This is a genomic window from Actinomyces sp. Z16 (genome assembly GCF_003111765.1).
Taxonomy (GTDB): domain Bacteria; phylum Actinomycetota; class Actinomycetes; order Actinomycetales; family Actinomycetaceae; genus Actinomyces; species Actinomyces glycerinitolerans.
This window is the reverse complement of sequence record NZ_CP027862.1, coordinates 3,107,490-3,124,025: the sequence shown is the minus strand read 5'-3', so window position 1 is coordinate 3,124,025 and position 16,536 is coordinate 3,107,490. Positions and strand designations below refer to the sequence as shown.

Annotated in this window: 12 protein-coding genes; 5 read left to right on the top strand and 7 right to left on the bottom strand. The window is 69.8% G+C overall.

The features are described from left to right. Positions 1-79: 79 nt before the first annotated feature. Complete coding sequence (locus tag C3B71_RS16195; RefSeq protein WP_168708182.1) at positions 80-223, bottom strand: hypothetical protein; 144 nt, start codon at positions 221-223, stop codon at positions 80-82. Between the two features lie 402 nt (positions 224-625). On the opposite strand from C3B71_RS16195, the gene C3B71_RS13035 reads away from it, so the two are divergent. Then, the gene (locus tag C3B71_RS13035) at positions 626-898 is read left to right on the top strand and encodes a hypothetical protein (RefSeq protein ID WP_073329038.1); all 273 of its coding nucleotides are present in this window, start codon (positions 626-628) and stop codon (positions 896-898) included. Between the two features lie 77 nt (positions 899-975). Here the strand turns inward: C3B71_RS13035 and C3B71_RS16985 are convergent, their stop codons facing one another. The 5 genes from C3B71_RS16985 to C3B71_RS13015 all read right to left on the bottom strand — a co-directional run bounded on the left by C3B71_RS16985 (position 976) and on the right by C3B71_RS13015 (position 8,636). After that, entirely contained in the window at positions 976-1,122 is a 147-nt protein-coding gene (locus C3B71_RS16985; protein ID WP_395994437.1) for a hypothetical protein, read from the bottom strand. Positions 1,123-1,983: 861 nt separating this feature from the next. Next, positions 1,984-3,558 carry a glycoside hydrolase family 43 protein gene (locus C3B71_RS13030; RefSeq protein WP_108968600.1) on the bottom strand — a complete coding sequence of 525 codons (1,575 nt, stop codon included), beginning with the start codon at positions 3,556-3,558 and terminating at the stop codon, positions 1,984-1,986. 119 nt (positions 3,559-3,677) lie between these two features. Next, the gene (locus C3B71_RS13025) at positions 3,678-6,692 is read right to left on the bottom strand and encodes an alpha-L-rhamnosidase (RefSeq protein WP_199912511.1); all 3,015 of its coding nucleotides are present in this window, start codon (positions 6,690-6,692) and stop codon (positions 3,678-3,680) included. A gap of 165 nt (positions 6,693-6,857) precedes the next feature. After that, on the bottom strand, positions 6,858-7,703 hold the full coding sequence (locus C3B71_RS13020) for an NADPH-dependent F420 reductase (RefSeq protein ID WP_256329130.1): 846 nt from the start codon (positions 7,701-7,703) through the stop codon (positions 6,858-6,860). 324 nt (positions 7,704-8,027) lie between these two features. Continuing rightward, positions 8,028-8,636 (bottom strand): TetR/AcrR family transcriptional regulator, encoded by a 609-nt coding sequence (locus C3B71_RS13015; protein ID WP_073329043.1) that lies wholly within the window; start codon positions 8,634-8,636, stop codon positions 8,028-8,030. Between the two features lie 284 nt (positions 8,637-8,920). On the opposite strand from C3B71_RS13015, the gene C3B71_RS13010 reads away from it, so the two are divergent. The 4 genes from C3B71_RS13010 to C3B71_RS12995 all read left to right on the top strand — a co-directional run bounded on the left by C3B71_RS13010 (position 8,921) and on the right by C3B71_RS12995 (position 13,090). Then, positions 8,921-10,294 (top strand): MFS transporter, encoded by a 1,374-nt coding sequence (locus tag C3B71_RS13010; protein WP_159097704.1) that lies wholly within the window; start codon positions 8,921-8,923, stop codon positions 10,292-10,294. A gap of 134 nt (positions 10,295-10,428) precedes the next feature. Continuing rightward, positions 10,429-11,715, top strand: a complete 1,287-nt coding sequence (locus tag C3B71_RS13005) for a glycoside hydrolase family 1 protein (RefSeq protein WP_108968596.1) — start codon at positions 10,429-10,431, stop codon at positions 11,713-11,715. Positions 11,716-11,846: 131 nt separating this feature from the next. Next, positions 11,847-12,140, top strand: a complete 294-nt coding sequence (locus C3B71_RS13000; protein ID WP_108968594.1) for a hypothetical protein — start codon at positions 11,847-11,849, stop codon at positions 12,138-12,140. Continuing rightward, positions 12,137-13,090, top strand: coding sequence for a zeta toxin family protein (locus C3B71_RS12995; RefSeq protein WP_108968592.1), 954 nt, complete (start codon positions 12,137-12,139; stop codon positions 13,088-13,090). The genes C3B71_RS13000 and C3B71_RS12995 overlap by 4 nt, the downstream gene beginning before the upstream one ends. A 417-nt stretch (positions 13,091-13,507) precedes the next feature. Here the strand turns inward: C3B71_RS12995 and C3B71_RS12990 are convergent, their stop codons facing one another. After that, positions 13,508-16,456: an alpha-L-rhamnosidase gene (locus C3B71_RS12990; RefSeq protein ID WP_108968590.1), complete on the bottom strand. Its 2,949-nt coding sequence runs from the start codon at positions 16,454-16,456 to the stop codon at positions 13,508-13,510. Positions 16,457-16,536: the final 80 nt, after the last annotated feature.

The window sequence follows — 16,536 nt, the reverse complement described above, 5'->3', positions numbered from 1 at the left end:
TGCCCACCGGAAGACCGCGGACGCATAATGGTGGGGAGCCACCCGGATGCAACCCGGATGACTCCCCGAGGCAGATAGTTCAGTTGAACCACCTGCCGAGGGCGTCGGCAAGGACACCGACGGCCCGGACTAGACGAGCGACAGCACTGATCAGTTCGCTCGTCTGCCGGGCCGTTTCCTTGTCCCTGCGGACCTTGCGACGCTTGTCCTTCGACTTGGCCACAGCCCCCACCTCCTTCCTGGCTCCTACCTTCCCGGCAAGGACATGAAGCGTTCCGGGAGGAGGTGCCGAAGAAGGCATCTCAAGCGTATATGACCGGTGTGGTAGTAATCGGAGGGTTATCGGCTATGACCGCAACGTTCATAGCGCGACGAGTTGGGCCGCCATCACTTATCTGGACGTCCCGGCGTGTATCAGGGGCTGCACGGGCTGTCTCTTTTTTCTTCAGTTACGCCACTTCGCTGTTGGGTACGCTGGTTAGCGGTTTGCTGAAGGCTCCGGAGGCATACAACCGACGGCGAACCCGCGTAGTAGACGTCCGATCAGCGCAGTAGACGCACTGGGGCCTTAGGCCCTGGACGGCTCGCGGCAATCGAACTCGGGCTCGGTTAGGAGGAACCGGTGATGAAGTACACGACCAAGAGCGGCAGGACGCTCACAGACGATGACATTGAGGCACTCGCGCGGGCGGCCGAACGCGGCGACTTTCCGGGCGAGCCGGGCGCCTTCGTCGTGGGCCCGCCCGGGCGCCCGCGGCTGTCTGAGGAGGAACTCGTAACGGTCGCCTTCAAGGTGCCGCGTTCCCGACGCGATGCGCTGGACCGCAGGGCGCAGGCGCGTGGGGAGACCCGAAGCCAACTGCTGCGCGAGATCCTCGAACGCGAACTCGCGTCCTGAATGGCGACGCTCCAATCCGCATCTTCCCTCCAGCGAGCAAACGGTCGAGGCGCTCCTTCCGGCCGCCTCCCGTGCACCTAAAGCGGTCGGTAGGCGAAGCGCTCCACCGTCGCGGTGCCGCTGATGGCGCGCACGCCCACGACCCGGCCGGTGAAGCCGCCGGCCACCTCGGTGGACAGGTAGCGGCCGTCGAACCGGCCCAGCTCTACGTCTCGCCCGTCCAGGCTCGCCCCGAGTGCGACCTACACGGGCCGAGTACGACCTGGTACGCCCGAAAACGTCCCGCACGCGCCGAGTACGACCTCGTGTACCCCAATCCCTACCGAATGATGAGGGGTTCGGGCTTACGAGGACGTTCTCGGCCGATGGGCGATGGTCGAATACGTCCTCACCGACCCCACAACCCCCTTCTTGCGCCCACCCCGTCCATGGTCACCGACAACGTCCCCTTACACCCGAGGACGACCCCCACCCACCGAATACGACCTTCCATGCCCGAACACGACCCCTGGCAACTCCGCGGCAGTCAGGCAGCCCGCCCCACAGCCACCTGCCGCAGTCGCGAGGCCAACCGAGGAGCGGCAAACAGTAGTGATGGCGCCGTTACGGATCATCCCGGAGCCGTGTACCACATACCGCGGCCTGTTAGTGCCAGGCGTACCTGATCACGCCCCACCCTTGACTGGCCCCGACCTTTACCTGCCACTTCAACGAAAAACCCCGATCCAACACACATCCACGCCGACAACACTTTCCTTGTCCCTGCGGACCCTGGGCTGATAATCCAGAACTGCAGGGTGTTCGCCGAGGAACCCCGAGCTCAGGTGGCGGGGTTGCACGCAACGACTGTTGGCATGACCCGGACTGACCCGTAGTATTTGTTGGTATTACGCGAAAAACGTGGTTGAGTTTGAAATGGATGATGATGCTCCAGTGTGCAACGGGCGCCTCGTTGCACACTGGAGGCGGCTCATGGCTGCTGGCGGTCTCAGTAGAACCGCGGAATCGTGCGGATTGTGGGATTGGGCTCCGAGGAGAAGTGTGCAACCGGTCAATCGGGCTCATTCTGCCCGAGCCTGATGTGTCTACAGCGGCTGGTAGTCGAAGCGCTCAACGGTTGCGGTGCCGCGGATGGCGCGCACGCCCACGACCCGACCGGTGAAGCCGCCGGCCACCTCGGTGGACAGGTAGCGGCCGTCCAACCGCCCCAACTCGACGTCCCGTCCGGCCATACTCACGCCCAGCACCAGCTCGTCGGGCACGCGCTGCCCGAAGAACCCCGACTCCGGTAGCTGCGCGCTCACCCACAGTCGCAGCGTCCGTCCCTGCGCCGCCTCCAAGTCCTCTGCCGCCAATTCGCCGAGAACCTGCTCGAACGGCGCCGAGGTCGCCACGCCCACAACGCGGCTCCCGTCCCAGCGCGCGGCGGCCCGGTGATCGGGGTCCAAATACACGCAGAGCTCGACGACGGCGCCCGGCTCCACCGTCAACTCCGCCTCGGCCCGCCAGCCGACGTCGCGGCACCGGGTCGCCAGCAGCGGACGCGGCGCGGCGTCGTCGTCGGGTGCAGTGATCGCCAGCGCCCCGGCCGCGTTGCGCGTCAGCGCGGTACGGGCGAGCCCGCCGGGGGAGACCCACCGGTCGGGCAGGTCCCAGGGGGCGTCGCCGTCCGCGACCGGGCCGGGCCGCCCGCGCAACTCATCCGTGAAGGCCTGCGTCGAGGCGGCGTCGCGCGCGGCGATCGCCTCCGCATAGCGGTCCTCGACGACGACCGGCCAGTCCCCCTCCCAGTCGACGCCGACCAGGAAGGTCTCCCGGCCATTGACGTGGTAGCCGGGGAAGGGCTCCAACTGGCGGATGCCCAGGTGCACCATGGCGAAGCGGCCCCCGTCCCAGCCGGCGTCGTCGAGCGGGACGAGGTCGGCGTGCCCGGTGGCCTGCACCGGATGGTCGGTGGAGCGGTGGGTGAGGATCGGGTTGCCGGGGTGCTGCTCCCACGGGCCGGTCAGCTCGCGGGCGCGCGCCATGGTCACGCAGTGGCCGACGCCGGTGCCGCCCTCGGCCAGCAGCAGGTACCACCAGCCTCGGCGCCGGTACAGGTGCGGCCCTTCGGCGTCGCGCATGCCCGTGCCCTGCCAGAGATCCACCACTTCGCCCAGACGCTCGCCGGTGTCCGGGTCGATCGGCACCGAGCGCAGCGTGGAGACCGCGGTGCCGGTCTCGAAGGACACCCCGCGCCAGCTCAGGTGGCAGATGCCCTCCTCGTCCCAGCACAGGTCCGGGTCGATGCCCGGGGTGTCAGGCACTTCCACCGGGTCGGACCAGCCGGCGGCCGGGTCGGTGGTGCGCACGATGCGCTGGCCCAGCGGGTCCTGACCCATATTGGTGACGATCACATAGAAGGTGCCGTCGTGGTGGCGGATGGTGGGGGCGAAGGTGCCCTGGGAGCCGGCGTCGCCGCCGGGCAGCGGCAGGGCGGTCGGACGCGTGTAGGCGTGGCCGACCTGCTCCCAGTGCACCAGGTCGGTGGAGCGGTGCACCGGCACGCCGGGCAGGTACTCGAAGCTGGAGTTGACCAGCCAGAACGTGTCCTCCACGCGGCAGATGGACGGGTCCGGGTAGTAACCCGGCAGGATCGGGTGAGTGGAGCGGATGGACATAGCGCTTTCTTTCTGGGGCGGGGCGGTGGTCCGGGATCGCGGGAGGGCTCCCGGACCACCGCCATGTCGACCGACCTCGGTGTGTAAGATCCACCGACCTCGGCGGAGGGGGGTGGGGGTCAGCCTTGCTGGGCGGCGGGGACTTCCGGCGCGTCCGGCGCCACCTCCGCGATCACTCCATCCAGCGCCTCCCGCACCGCCTCCATGCCGGGGATGAAGCCATACATGGTGGCCGCGCCCGGGATCACCTTCGCGGTCGAGCCGAGCTCGTGGGTGAGGAAGCCGGTGAGGGTGGCGGCCGGGTCGGCCATGTAGGCGCCGTGCTTGCCGGCCACCGCCTCCACCACGCGCGCCCAGGCCGCGTCATCGTCCATGAGGTCCCGCACCGTGCGGATCGTTCGACCGCCGTCGTGCAGCTGCTCGGGCAAGCTCACCGTGCGCTCGTGCACGCCGTGCCCGAGCGTCTCCGGCGCGGCGCCGGGCAGCACCAGCTCGGCACTCGCCCCCACCGGTACCTGCATGCTCACGTGCAGCACGTCGCCGTCGATCTCCCAGGCGGTGCGGGCGGTGCCCAGCGGCAGCCGCCGCACCACGCTCGCGGAGGTGAAGCCGTGCCCCACCTGCGGGGCCACCCGCAGCGCCCGGCCGCCGGCGCCGACGACGTCCAGGCCCGCCAGGTCGGTGATCAGCCACTGGGTGACGGCACCCAGGGCGTAGTGGTTGAAGCTGGTCATCTCCCCGGGGTTGATGTCCCCGTTGGGAAGCATGGAGTCCCAGCGCTCCCAGATGGTGGTGGCCCCCATGGTCACCGGGTACAGCCAGCTGGGGCACTCCCGCTCCAGCACGAGCCGGGAGGCCGTGGCGGCCTGGCCGCCCTTGACCAGTGCGGCCGGCACCAGCGGGGTGCCGACGAAGCCGGTGGAGATCCGGAAGGACCGCAGCCGCACCAGGTCGGCCAGGCGCCGTCCGGCACCGTTCACGCGCCGCGGCGTGTCCAGCAGGTCCCAGGCGAGTGCCTGGGCGTAGACGGTGGCGCAGTCGGACAGGATCAGCCCGTCGGCGGTGACGTAGGCATCCAGGTACGCCTCCCGCACGCTCGCGGCCAGCGCCTCGTAGTGGGCGGCGCGCTCGGCGTCGCCAAGGATCGCCCAGGCGCGGGCGGTGATGTCGGCGCTGCGGGCGAAATAGGCGGTGGCCACCACATCCGGGTCGGCCTTGGCGGCGGCCGGCTCCTCCGGCGGCGCGTCGGGATCCAGCCAGTCACCGAACTGGAAGCCGCCCCGCCACAGGTGCGAGGCCCCGGCCACCGCGTCGACGCCGTCGACGAAGCAACTCATCGCCTCCACGCTCGTCGCCAGCACAGCCGGATTCCCGGTGGCCTCGTAGACCGCCCAGGGCACCAGGGTGATGGCGTCGCCCCAGGCGCAGGTCAGCTTGTTGCCGCCGAGCACGTCGGGGGAGACCACCGGCAGGGCGCCGTCGGGCGTCTGGGCGGCGGCCAGGTCCTTCGTCCAGGAGTTCAGGAAGGCGGCGGCGTCGTACAGACTCAGGGCGGTGGGGGCGAAGGCGCCGATGTCACCGGTCCAGCCCAGCCGCTCGTCGCGCTGCGGGCAGTCGGTGGGCACGGTGATGAAGTTGTCGATCGTGGACCAGCGGGTGTTCTCCACCAGCCGGTCCACGAGCGGCTGGGAGCTGGCGAACCAGGCCGCCCGCTCCATACCTGCCGACACCACGCGGGCGGTGACGGAGGCGAGCAGGGCGTCGTCGTCGCCGGGGAAGCCCTCCACGTCCACGTAGCGGAAGCCGTGCTGGGTGAGGGTGGGGGTGAAGACCTCGGGCCGTTCGACGGTGCCGGTACCCGCCAGGGTGACACGGTCGGTGCACTCGGCGTGGCGCAGCGGGCGCGTGCCCAGCTCGCCGTGCTCGAGGACCTCGGCGTGACGCAGGGTGACCACGTCCCCCGCGTGGCCGCCGGGGACGGTCAGGCGCAGGTGCCCGGTCAGGTTCTGCCCCAGGTCCACGATGCGCCTGCCCGACGGCGTGGTGATGACCTCCACGGGCCGCACCTCGCCGACGACGGTGGGCAGCGGCAGCGTGGTCGGTTCCAGCGCCGCTTCGGGCAGGTCGAGGGTGGCGACCGGGGATTCGGCCTCCGCCTCGCCCAGCGCCGGCAGGCGCAGGTCCGTGGACTGGCCGTTGTACAGGTCGTTGGCGGTGACGTTGGAGGGGCGCCAGGTCCACGCCTCATCCGTGCCGATGACGGTGGTGTCCTGCCCGTCGCTCAGCTCCACCTGGGCCAGCAGCCACAGGTCCTCCCCATAGACGGCCTCGTGCATCGCCCAGGTCAGGTGGCCGCGGTACCAGCCATTGCCCAGGACGACGGCGAGCTCGTGCTCGCCCGGCGTCAGCGCGGTGGTGACGTCGTGCGTCTGCGCGAGGATGCGCCGGGAGTACTCCGTCCAGCCCGGGGCGAGCTCGTCCGCGCCGACCTTGACGCCGTCGATGAAGGCCTCGTAGATGCCGCCGGCGGTCAGGTGTAGGCGGGCGGTGGTGGTGCCGGCGGGGACGGTGAGGCGGCGGACCATGACTGGTGCCGGATCGGTGCGTCGGTTGCCGGGTGCGGTGATGGGGCGGGCGGTCCAGCCGTCGCGGCTCAGCAGGCCGGTCTCGACGACGGCGGGCGCCGACCAGGGCGACCAGATTCCGTCTTCCCCGGCAACGCGCACCCGCCAGGCGGCGCTCTCGCGTGAGCTCAGCGGCGGGGCGGGCCAGGGAACGAACAGTGCGTCGGCGCCCTCCAGGTTGAAGGTCTGCGGGGCGGCGGGTAGTGCGCCGACGTTCGCGCGGACGATCTCGATTTCGGCATGTGCCTGGCTCCATCCGGCGGGGGCGGTCGGCACCTCCCATGACAGCGCGGGAGTGGGGCCGGTGCCGCCGAGGACGGACAGGTCGGGGCGCTGGTGATCCACGCGCAGCCGGTGTGGGGCGGCCAGGGGGCCGACCGGATCGGTGGCGTCGGGCGCGGCGGCGGTGAGGAGTCCGGCGTTGGGTGCGCCGGCGTCGGCTGTGAGCGGAGTGCTTGAGCTCGAGCTCTTGGCGGAGGCGGCGGGCTGGCTGGGTTGGTGTGTGGTCACGGGTTCCTCCGGATCATCGTTGAACCGTTTCACGAATTGGTGTGAGCGTATTCGGCCCGCGGGGGATTCGTCAACCTTTCCGCGTGCGCGGTCGGGATGGACCGCGAGAACGGCGTGCCGAAACGCGTGGAGCGAGCACTGCCCGCTCCACGCGTTTCGGGCCGGCTAGTGCTCCGCCGTGGAGTCGTCGGCAGCGCCGGCGGGACCGCCGCAGATGAGACGTGCGACGGCGACGCCCCACTGCGCGTCCGGGTTCACGCCGGCGCCGAGCCAGCTCGAGAACACCCCGACCACCAGGTCGCGCCGCTCCGGGGCGCGCTCGGCGTCGGCACGGCCGAGAGCCCCGGGGAGCGAGTCGAGCGTCAGGTCCGTGCCGTATGCGGGCGTCCCTGGCTGCTGGCGCCACGACTCGGCCAAGGGTCCTGCGTCGTAGGCGTCGAAGCCCGTCTCCTCGACCAGTGCCCTGGCCCGCTGCATGTCGATGCTCCGGTCCGCGGCCACGGGCAGTGCGATCCGGCCTGGGGTTCCCGCGGGGGCGCCCTTGGTGGCCAGTGATGCGGAGCCGATGGCGTTCCATGCCTTGGCGACGGGACGGCCCAGCTGCTCGGACACCCACAGGCTTTCGACCGTACCGGCGGGCAGGAGGTCTTCGCCGTCTCGACCCGGGTAGTAGTTCGAGGTGTCGATGACGGTCGCGTCCTCGGGGAGATCGGACAGAAGCGGCGCCAGCGTGGGGATCGCGCTGAGCGGCACCGAGAGGATGACCACCTCGGCGCCTTCTACCGCCTGCGCGGACGTGACGGGACGGGCGCCGTCAACGAGTAGGTCGGCCGGGATGGTCTGCGGGCCGCGGGAGTTGGCGACGGCGACGTCGTGCCCGGCGGCGCTCAATGCGCGCACGATGCTGGCGCCGATATTGCCGGTTCCGATAATTCCGATCTGCATGGGTGTTCCTCTCGTCGGTTGATTGGGGTCCGTGGTGTGGCGGTGCTGCCCGCCTGAGTACGGTATTCAGAGCCTCGTGGCACCTCAAGGTGAGTGATTCTCCGTCAGGTGTTGACCTTGGAGCGGCCGATGTTGCGGAGCCCGGACCGTCCCGTACCGCCGTCGCTGCCCCAGGAGTCCGCGGTGCTTGCGTCGTCCCGTGTACTGCACGACCCCGGGCGGGGTTTTACGACCTTGGTGCCTGTTGCACGACCCCGGGGTGGTCGTGGAATGTACCCCAAGGTCGTGGAGTGTCACCGAGGTCGTGGAATGCACTCCAGGGTCGTGGTAGAGACCGCCGCCAGGACTGCGGAAACTCGGCAGCGGGTGACGGCTCCGGGGGCTGGGCGGCTAGGCCTTGCGCAGGTGTTCGGCGAAGTCGCGTACGACGCCGGCCATATCGACGTCGCGGTCCAGCAGCCACTCCGCCTGCACGCCCTCGATGAGTGCCGTCAGTTGCATGGCGGCCAGGTCCAGGTCGACGTCGGTGCGCAGCCGCCCCGCGTCGCGTTCGCCCTCCAGGTCGGCGCGCACCGCCGCCCGGAAACGCCGGGCCAGGCCGACGATGTAGTCGTGTGCGGGGTGCTCGGGGTTGACCGCCTCGGCGCGCATGACGGCGTCGAGCTGGATGAGGCCGGGAATCGTGGCGTTGTGCTCCATGACCAGGGGAAGCGCTTCGAGCAGGCCGTGCTCGGCGAAGAGGGTGGCTCGCCACTCGGACTCGGTCTCCTCGCGCCGCTTCAGAACCGCCTCAAGCAGTTTCTCCTTGTTGCCGAAGTGGTGGCGCAGCAGGGTGTGGCTCACCCCGACGGCGTCGGCGATCTGACGCAGCGAGAGGTTGTTGTAGCCCTGCTCGGCGAAGACCTCCATGGCGGCGTCGGTGATGGCGGCGCGGCGGCGCTCCCCGTTGGCGTAGCGCGTGCGCCCGTCCGGAGGGGCGACGGCGTCTGAAGCGGACACTGTCAACCTCGTCTCTGGCCAGTGGTGTGTGCGGGGGCCGGGTCCACGCGGGAGCGGTCGGCTCGGGCGCTAAGCCTAGTTGATCGCCGGCGGGGTCACCGGGCTCGGTGGGGTGCGGGTGAACGGGCCTACGGATGGGCGCAGTGGATACAGACCAACTTGGAAGTGATGTAGATCTTGACCAACATGGTGCAACTTGGGTTATGGTGTACCTGTTAGGCGCCGCGGACCGCGCGAGCGCGCCGTCGCCGGCACCGCTGCCGGCCGCATATCAAGGACGATCAATGACCACCCCACCCAGCACCAGGTACGAAGGTGCCGAAGATCCCTACGCCTCCGCCGTGGTTGCGGAGAACCACGAAGCTCCTACCGGCGAGGGCGCGTACTCCGCTCAGGCCGCGGCCATGAGCCCGGAGGACGAGGAGACCGCCCGCATCACCGCCAAGTTCGGCCGTCCGCGTAAGACCATCTGGCTGGTGATCATCGGCGCCATCGGCGGCTACATCATGATGATGGGTATGGGCACGGTGCTGCAGCTGCGCCTGTCGATCATCTCCGAGGACACCGCGACCGCCACGTACTCAACGGCGACGTCCCTGGCGGCACTCCTGATGCTGCCCCTGATTCCACTCATCGGTTCGTTGTCCGACCGCACCACCAGCCGCTGGGGCCGCCGCAAGCCCTGGATCGTCATCGGCTATCTCGTGGCGACCGCGTGCTTCTACCTCATCGGCGTGACCGAGAATCCCGCGATCATTGTGCCCGCCTACGTCGTCGGCCTCACCTTCGCCCAGGCCGGCTTCAATGCCTACGCCGTAATCCCCGTCGAGGGCATCCCCGCCAACATGCGTGGCCGGGTCATGGGGTTCATGGGCCTGTGCGGTGCGCTGGCCATGTCCGCCGCCGCCTACATCGCCTCCGCCTTCGTGGGCAACACGGTCCTACTGATGTGCATCCCGCCATTCCTCGCCATCGTGTGCATCATCCCGCTACTGGTCCTGTACAAGGACCCGCAGCACACCGCCGCGGAAGTGCCTCAGGGAGGGCTGCTGAGCATCTTCACCAACTTCTTTGTCAACCCGCTCAAGTACCCGAACTTCGGCTGGGTCTGGCTGGCCCGCTTCCTCGCCGGCATCGCCATGACCTCGTTCCTGAACTTCTTCGTCCTCTACCTGATCATCCGCCTGCACAACGACCCGGAGTCGGCCGGCAAGCTCGCCGGACACCTGTCCCTGATGAGCGCACCGATCTCGATCATCTTCTTTACCGGTTCGGGCTGGCTCTCGGACAAACTGGGTGTACGCAGACCGCTGGTGGCGCTCGCCGCGGTCATCATGGCCGGCGCCCTCGTCATGGCCGCCATGTCTAGCAACTTCACCATCTTCACCGTGGCCTGGTGCCTGTTCGCCATGGGGCAGGCCATGTACCTGACCGTCGACCTGGCCCTGTGTGCGGCCGTGCTCCCCTCGGAGGCCGATGCCGGCAAGGACATGGCGGTGTTCGGGCTGGCGCTGAACCTGCCCACGGTCATCGTCCCCGCGCTCGCTCCGACCATCCTCGGCGCCCACAACGACAACTACCCCCTCCTGTGGGGCATCGCCGCCGTGTTCTGCTTCATCGGCGCCCTGCTCATGCCCCTCATCAAGGGCGTCAAATAACCGTGCCGACGACGGCCGGCCCGCGCCGACCGCCGTCGCCGGTCGGCCGGGCGGGCTCGGCCCCGCCGCGCAACCCGCCGCACTCGTTGCGGCTTCCCCCCAACCACCGACTACGCCACGGAGATAATCGCCCCATGACCACCCCTGCATCCTCACCCGCCCCGACCGCCCCCACCACGCCCTTCCCCGAGGGCTTCCTGTGGGGTACTGCCACCGCCTCCCATCAGGTGGAGGGCGGCAACGTCAACAACGACGTCTGGCTGTACGAGCACGTACCGGGCACCATGTACGCCGAGTCCTCCGGCGACGCCTGCGACCACTACACGCGCTACCGGGAGGACATCGCCCTGCTCGCCTCCCTGGGGCTGAACTCCTACCGCTTCTCCCTGGAGTGGAGCCGCATCGAGCCGGCCGAGGGCGAGTTCTCCGCCGTCGCCATCGCCCACTACCGCGACATGCTGCGCGCCTGCCGCGAGCACGGGCTCACCCCGATCGTCACCTACCACCACTTCACCTCCCCGCAGTGGCTCATCGCCCGCGGCGGCTGGGAGGACGCCGGCACCCCGGCCCTGTTCGCCCGCTACTGCCGCCGCGTCACCGAGGAGCTATGCGACCTGTTCGACATCGCCTGCACCATGAACGAGCCGAACCTCGCCATCCTGCTGGGTGAGATGGGCATGTGCGAGCGGGAGCCCGCCCAGCGGTTCGGTAATCCCACCTGGGAGGGTGCCGCCCGCGCCCTGGGGACGACGGCGGACAAGGTCGCCGGCTTCCAGCTCTCGGCCACGCCGCAGGCCTACGAGATCAAGTGCGCCGCCCACAAGGCCGCCGTCCAGGCCATCAAGGCGGTCAAGCCCGACATGCAGGTCGGCTGGACGCTGGCCAACTCCGACTTCCACGCGGCCCCCGGCGGCGAGGAGCGGGTGGCGCGCATGAACGAGGAGAACAACTTGCGCTACCTGCGCGTGAGCGAGGGCGACGACTTCGTCGGGCTGCAGACCTACAACCGCACGGTGCTGGGCCCCGATGGGCCGGTGCCGCCCGAAGAGGGCGCCGTGCTCAACCAGGGCGGGGAGGAGATCTGGCCCTGGGCGATCGGCGCCGTGGTCCGGCAGGCCTGGGACGCGGTCAAGATGCCGATCTACGTCACCGAGAATGGGCTGAACACGGAGGACGACACCCAGCGGGTGGACTTCCTGCGCACCGCCATCGGCGAGGTCGGCGCCGCGATCGCCGACGGCGTGGACGTGCGCGGCTACATGTGCTGGTCGGCCATGGACAACTTCGAGTGGATCTTCGGCTACGGTCCCAAGTTCGGCATCATCGCCGTCGACCGGGACACGCAGGCGCGCGCCCCCAAGCCCAGCGCCCATGTGCTCGGGGAAATCGCCCAGTCCAACGGGGCGGTACTGAACCGGTAGCCGGAAACGCCGGCGGCGTCGTCGGGCCGTGAAGCCGACGGCGCCGCTCCGGCGGTCCGAAGCGCGGGCGGGCCATCGGGTCGGACCACGCCCGCGGCGCTAGACTCGATAGTGGGGCGGAAGGAGCCAACATGAGCGGCAAGGACTGGTCGACGACGGAGCTGTCGGTCCTGTACGACGTGTTTTACGAGTGTGGCACGCGGCTCGGCGGCGAGTACGTGTCTCTGGCGTATGCGGCCGAGGATGCGGGTGACGCGGAGGCGGTGGAGTTTTGGGACGAGCAGGGCCGCCTGCTTCAAAATGAGCGGCAGGCCGTTAACCCGAATGATCGCGCGATGATCGTGGCAACTATGAAGCAGTGGGACCGCACCCTTCAGTTGCTACGTTACGCACGTGCTGCCAGACCTGCTTCGGCAGCTGCATGATGGACGAGGTAACCAAGCGGAGGGCTTGGGACCGAGCATGTGCTCGGCTATTCGCTAGCGCTGCTCCGTCGCCGTCACCAGTGCTGCTATCTGTGGGCGCTCAACCTGGTGCTGGGAAGACGCGCGCGATTGGCGCAGCGCTGCGTGAGTTTTACCCCGGTGCGTCATTTGTCGATATCGTCGGCGACGATCTGCGGCAGTTCCACCCGGACTTTCCTACTCTGTCGCGTTCCGCGGACCCGGAGGCGATGCCCGCAGCGACGGCGGAGTTGTCCGGCTGGCTGGTCGGGCAGGCGCTGGCCTACGCCGCCGAGCACGGTTACTCGGCGGTGGTGGAAGGAACCCTGCGGCGTCCGGAGACCACGCTCGGAACGCTGACACAGTTCGCGAAGGCGGGTGCCCGCACGCACCTGGTAGCGCTGGGTGTGAGTGCCTTCGACTCGTGGACGGGATGCATAGACCGCTATCTGTCGGCGTTGGAGACTGGCAGGGCTGCGCGCTGGACGCCCTTGGCGGCCCACGACGCGGGCCTGATGGGAACACCGCAGACCCTGCGTGCCGCCGCTTCGAGCCCGGATGTGCACCGGCTGTCGATTGTGGATCGCGCCGGCGCCGTTCACTATGACAATCTACGGGGCGATGACGGAGAGTGGATGCAGCCGGAGCGCGCCGTCGAGGTACTCACCGAGTTGCGCAACCGCCCCGGAGACTCGGCGGAGAGGCTTGCGCGGGTCGACTCGCTCGTTGAGCGCGCGGGTGCGCTGAAGTCGGCGCCGGTTGTGCGTGAGGGCATTGCTCACGCGCTGGAATTGACTGAAACGCGTCCTGTCCGCTCGAAGGCGGATGTACTCGGGCAAATCGCAGAGCGAAGCAAACAGTTGCGTCGGGCGAATCAGTCCGGCCTCGAGCGGCCAAGTCGGCGTCCCGAGCCATTCAACCGATCGCGGTGATGGGCTCACTCAGCAAGACAGCAAGAAGGGCGAGGACCTCTTCGTCCTCGCCCTGCGTATTCCGTGGCCTTATGGCCGTCGCGGGAGCACCCGCGGGGTGAGCCGCGTCAGGCGGTCACCGTGTTGCAGTCGCTTTCAGCGCTGCTCGTTCTCGGCGGCAATCGCACGCTCGAGCTCACGCTCACGGGCGGCGGCGGCGCGGACGGCCAGATCGATGTCGAAGAACATGTTCGGTTCCTTTCGGTTGAGTTCTCCCGGCCGGTTCTTCGACCGGGGCCGGCTGGCTGTTCCTGCCGACACCCATAAATGTACCGACCGGTCGGCACCCGATCCAGTCCTGAGAGTGTGCAGTCTGTCATGCTTTCAGTAACGCCATGAAACAAGTTGCAGCCTGCGCTCCAGGCTCGCCCGCGGCGGTTATGCGACCAGCACCGTGCGCCCACTGCTCAACTCGCGCACGTCGCCGTCGGGCGTGACCAGCTCTCCGGTGACGCCGGACGGCAGGACCACCTCGTAGCGCACGGTGGAGCCGGGGGTGGCGAGCCCTGCGGCTGTGGCGTCAGCGGCAGCCTCCGCGCTGTTCGCGTCCGGCGCCGCCCGGTCGACGCGCTCCCAGGCGACCTCCACCCGGCCGAAGGGCGTGTCCCTGTGTGAGCGCGCCCAGGACACCGGCCCGCCGGTCAGCGGCGCCACCCGCACCCGCCGGTAGCCGGGCTCGGTCGGCACGATCCCGCCCAGGCGGCGGAACAACCAGTCATCCACGCAGCCGAAGGCGTAGTGGTTGAAGCTCATCGCCCCCACGGTCCCGTCCGGGGCAACGGCGTCCCAGGACTCCCAGATCGTGGTCGCCCCCTCGGCCACCTCATACAGCCAGGACGGCACCGTGTCCTGCATGAGCACCGCCCAGGCCGCGTCCGCATGCCCGGAGTCGACCAGCACGTCCAGCAGGAACGGCACCGACAGGAAGCCGGTGTCCAGGTGGTCGCCCGCCTCATGCACCAGCCGCACCAGCCGGTCCGCCACGGCCCGACGCCGCGCGCCGCCGTCCGGATCGTCGGCACCGACGATGTCGAAGGCGAGCGCCAGCACGTACATGCCCTGCAGGTCCGGGGCCATGGCGCCGTCGGCACCGATGTACTCCGCGGCCACCGCGGCCCGTACCGCCTCCCAGCGCTCCCGATAGGCGGCCGCGTCGTCCGAGTGCCCGAGGACCTGCGCCACTTGGGCGAGGGTGCGCAGCGCCTCGGCGTGGAAGGCGGCGCCGACGAACTCGCTGGTCAGGTGCGGCGCCGCCATGATCGCGTCCGGGGCGCCACTGGCCAGGGTCGACGGCGCCAGCCAGTCGCCGAAGTGCATGCGCGAGTTCCACAGCAGTCGCTGTCGGGCGGTCGTGGCCTCATCCAGGGCTTCCCAGCCGGAGGTGCGGTCCGTGTCCTCCCAGTCGGCGCCGCGCAGGCGGGGCGGCAGTTCGGTGGCGGCCTGCCGCGACTGCATCTCCACCCAGGCTCGCATGGCCGGGTAGTTGGCGCGCAGGGTGTCGACGTCTCCGTAGCGCTCCCACAGGGTAAGCGGCACACGGATGATCGCGTCGCCCCAGCCGGCCGCGGCGGTGATGCCGCCGATGCCGGGCTGTCCCTCCATGGCCGCCTGCCGCGGGGCGAAGGGGGAGATGATGACCACGCGGCCGTCGTCGAGCTGGTCGGCGCGCACGTTGCGCAGCCAGCGGGCCAGGAAGGTGTGCACCTGGGCGTTGTTGGTGGCGGCCGGGGCGAAGACCTGGATGTCGCCGGTCCAGCCGACCCGTTCCCGCTGCGGGCAGTCGGTGGGGATGGACAGGAAGTTGGCGCGCTGGGACCACACCGTGTTGGCGTGCAGCCGGTTCAGGCGCTCGTCGGAGCAGGTGAAGTCGCCCGCCGCCTCCAGGTCCGAGCCGACGACGACGGCGACCGCGTCACCCGTGCGCAGCTCGCCGGGGTAGCCGGTCACCCGCGCGTAGCGGAAGCCGTGGAAGGTGAAGGTCGGCTCGTAGGTCTCGGGCGCCTGCGGCGTGCCCGTGCCGGCCAGGACCCAGAGGTCGCGCTGGTCCTTGTTCGGGCCCTGGACGTTGGAGAAGAAGTTGCCGTCGGCGTCCAGGTGCTCGGAGTGCTCCAGGGTGATCTCGGTGCCGGCCGGGCCGACGGCGCGCAACCGCACCCGCCCGGCGATCACCTGCCCGAAGTCCAGCACCGTCTCCCCGGCCGGGGTGGTGATAACCCGGGCGGCGGGCAGCTCCAGCAGGCGGCGCACCGGTTCACCGCGGAAGGGCTCCAGGGCGGTGGCCGGGTCCAGCTCGGCGGTCGGGATGATGCGCACCGGATCCCAGCCCGAGTCGTCGAAGCCGGGGCGGTCCCAACCGGCGACGGCGGCGGCCATCCGGTCGTCGCGCTTCTCACCGATCATGATGTCGCTGTAGCGCAGTGGCCCGGACTCGGTGCAGCGGGCGGTGCGGTCCGGCCCCCAGGTCTGGTGGGTGCCGTCGGCGCGGGTGATCGACAGTTGCCACCAGCCGCGCAGCAGGGTGCCGTACTGGCCGGACTCCCCGGTGATGGTGGCTCGGCCGGCGAACCAGCCGTCGCCCAGACGCAGGCCCAACGTATGGGGCCGGGGTGTCCCGGCGGGGTCGGTGAGGGCCGCGGTGACGTCGTGGACCTCGAACTCGGTGTAGGTGTGATAGCTGGTCCACCCCGGTGCGAGCACGCTGTCGCCCACCGCGGCGCCGTCGATACTCGCCTCGATCACGCCCTGAGCGCTCAAGTACAGGCGGGCGCGGGTGATGGGGGCGGCGTCGACGTCGGTACGGGGCAGGTCTTGGCGCACGAGCTTTACCGGATGCAGCTTGTCCCCGGCCGGTACCGGTTCCTGCGGGGTGAACAGGGTGGCGAAGGAGGCCTCCGGCTCCAGTTCCACCGGCGTCTGGGTGGGCTCCACCCAGTCGGCGACGACGTCGGCCCCGTCCAGCAGGGAGGTGGAGAAGGCCGAGTCGGCCCAGGGCGAGGGCTCGGCGTCGGTGGCGGAGTCGGTCCAGATGCGTACCCGCCAGGTGTAGTCCGCATCCGAGGTCAGGGGCTCGCCGTCGTAGGGCAGCCAGGGCGAGGCGGGCGGGTCGGGGATCTCCACGCGGCCGGTGGCCCACACCGGCGGTGTGAGCGCGGTGCCGGTGGCCGGGTCGAGGCCGCGCACCTGCAGTTCGTAGGCGCTCGCGGGTGCCTCGCCCGGCACCTGCCAGGAAAGCACCGGCCGCGGCACCGCCACTCCGAGCGGGGCGTGCTGGTGGTCGACGGTCAGGTTGACGGGGGCGGGTGCGGGACCGGTTTGGGTGATCTGCATGGGGAGCTCCTTAGTCCGGGGCGGGACTTGTACGGCTGTGTTCGTCCGGGCGTGCGCGCGAACTCATGATGTCATTCGGG

Excerpts from the sequence above, each read along its gene's own strand:
- C3B71_RS12990 (WP_108968590.1), bottom strand. The coding sequence starts at position 16,456 with ATGCAGATCACCCAAACCGGTCCCGCACCCGCCCCCGTCAACCTGACC.
- C3B71_RS13030 (WP_108968600.1), bottom strand. The coding sequence starts at position 3,558 with ATGTCCATCCGCTCCACTCACCCGATCCTGCCGGGTTACTACCCGGAC.
- C3B71_RS13010 (WP_159097704.1), top strand. The coding sequence starts at position 8,921 with ATGACCACCCCACCCAGCACCAGGTACGAAGGTGCCGAAGATCCCTAC.
- C3B71_RS13035 (WP_073329038.1), top strand. The coding sequence starts at position 626 with ATGAAGTACACGACCAAGAGCGGCAGGACGCTCACAGACGATGACATT.
- C3B71_RS12995 (WP_108968592.1), top strand. The coding sequence starts at position 12,137 with ATGATGGACGAGGTAACCAAGCGGAGGGCTTGGGACCGAGCATGTGCT.
- C3B71_RS13000 (WP_108968594.1), top strand. The coding sequence starts at position 11,847 with ATGAGCGGCAAGGACTGGTCGACGACGGAGCTGTCGGTCCTGTACGAC.
- C3B71_RS13005 (WP_108968596.1), top strand. The coding sequence starts at position 10,429 with ATGACCACCCCTGCATCCTCACCCGCCCCGACCGCCCCCACCACGCCC.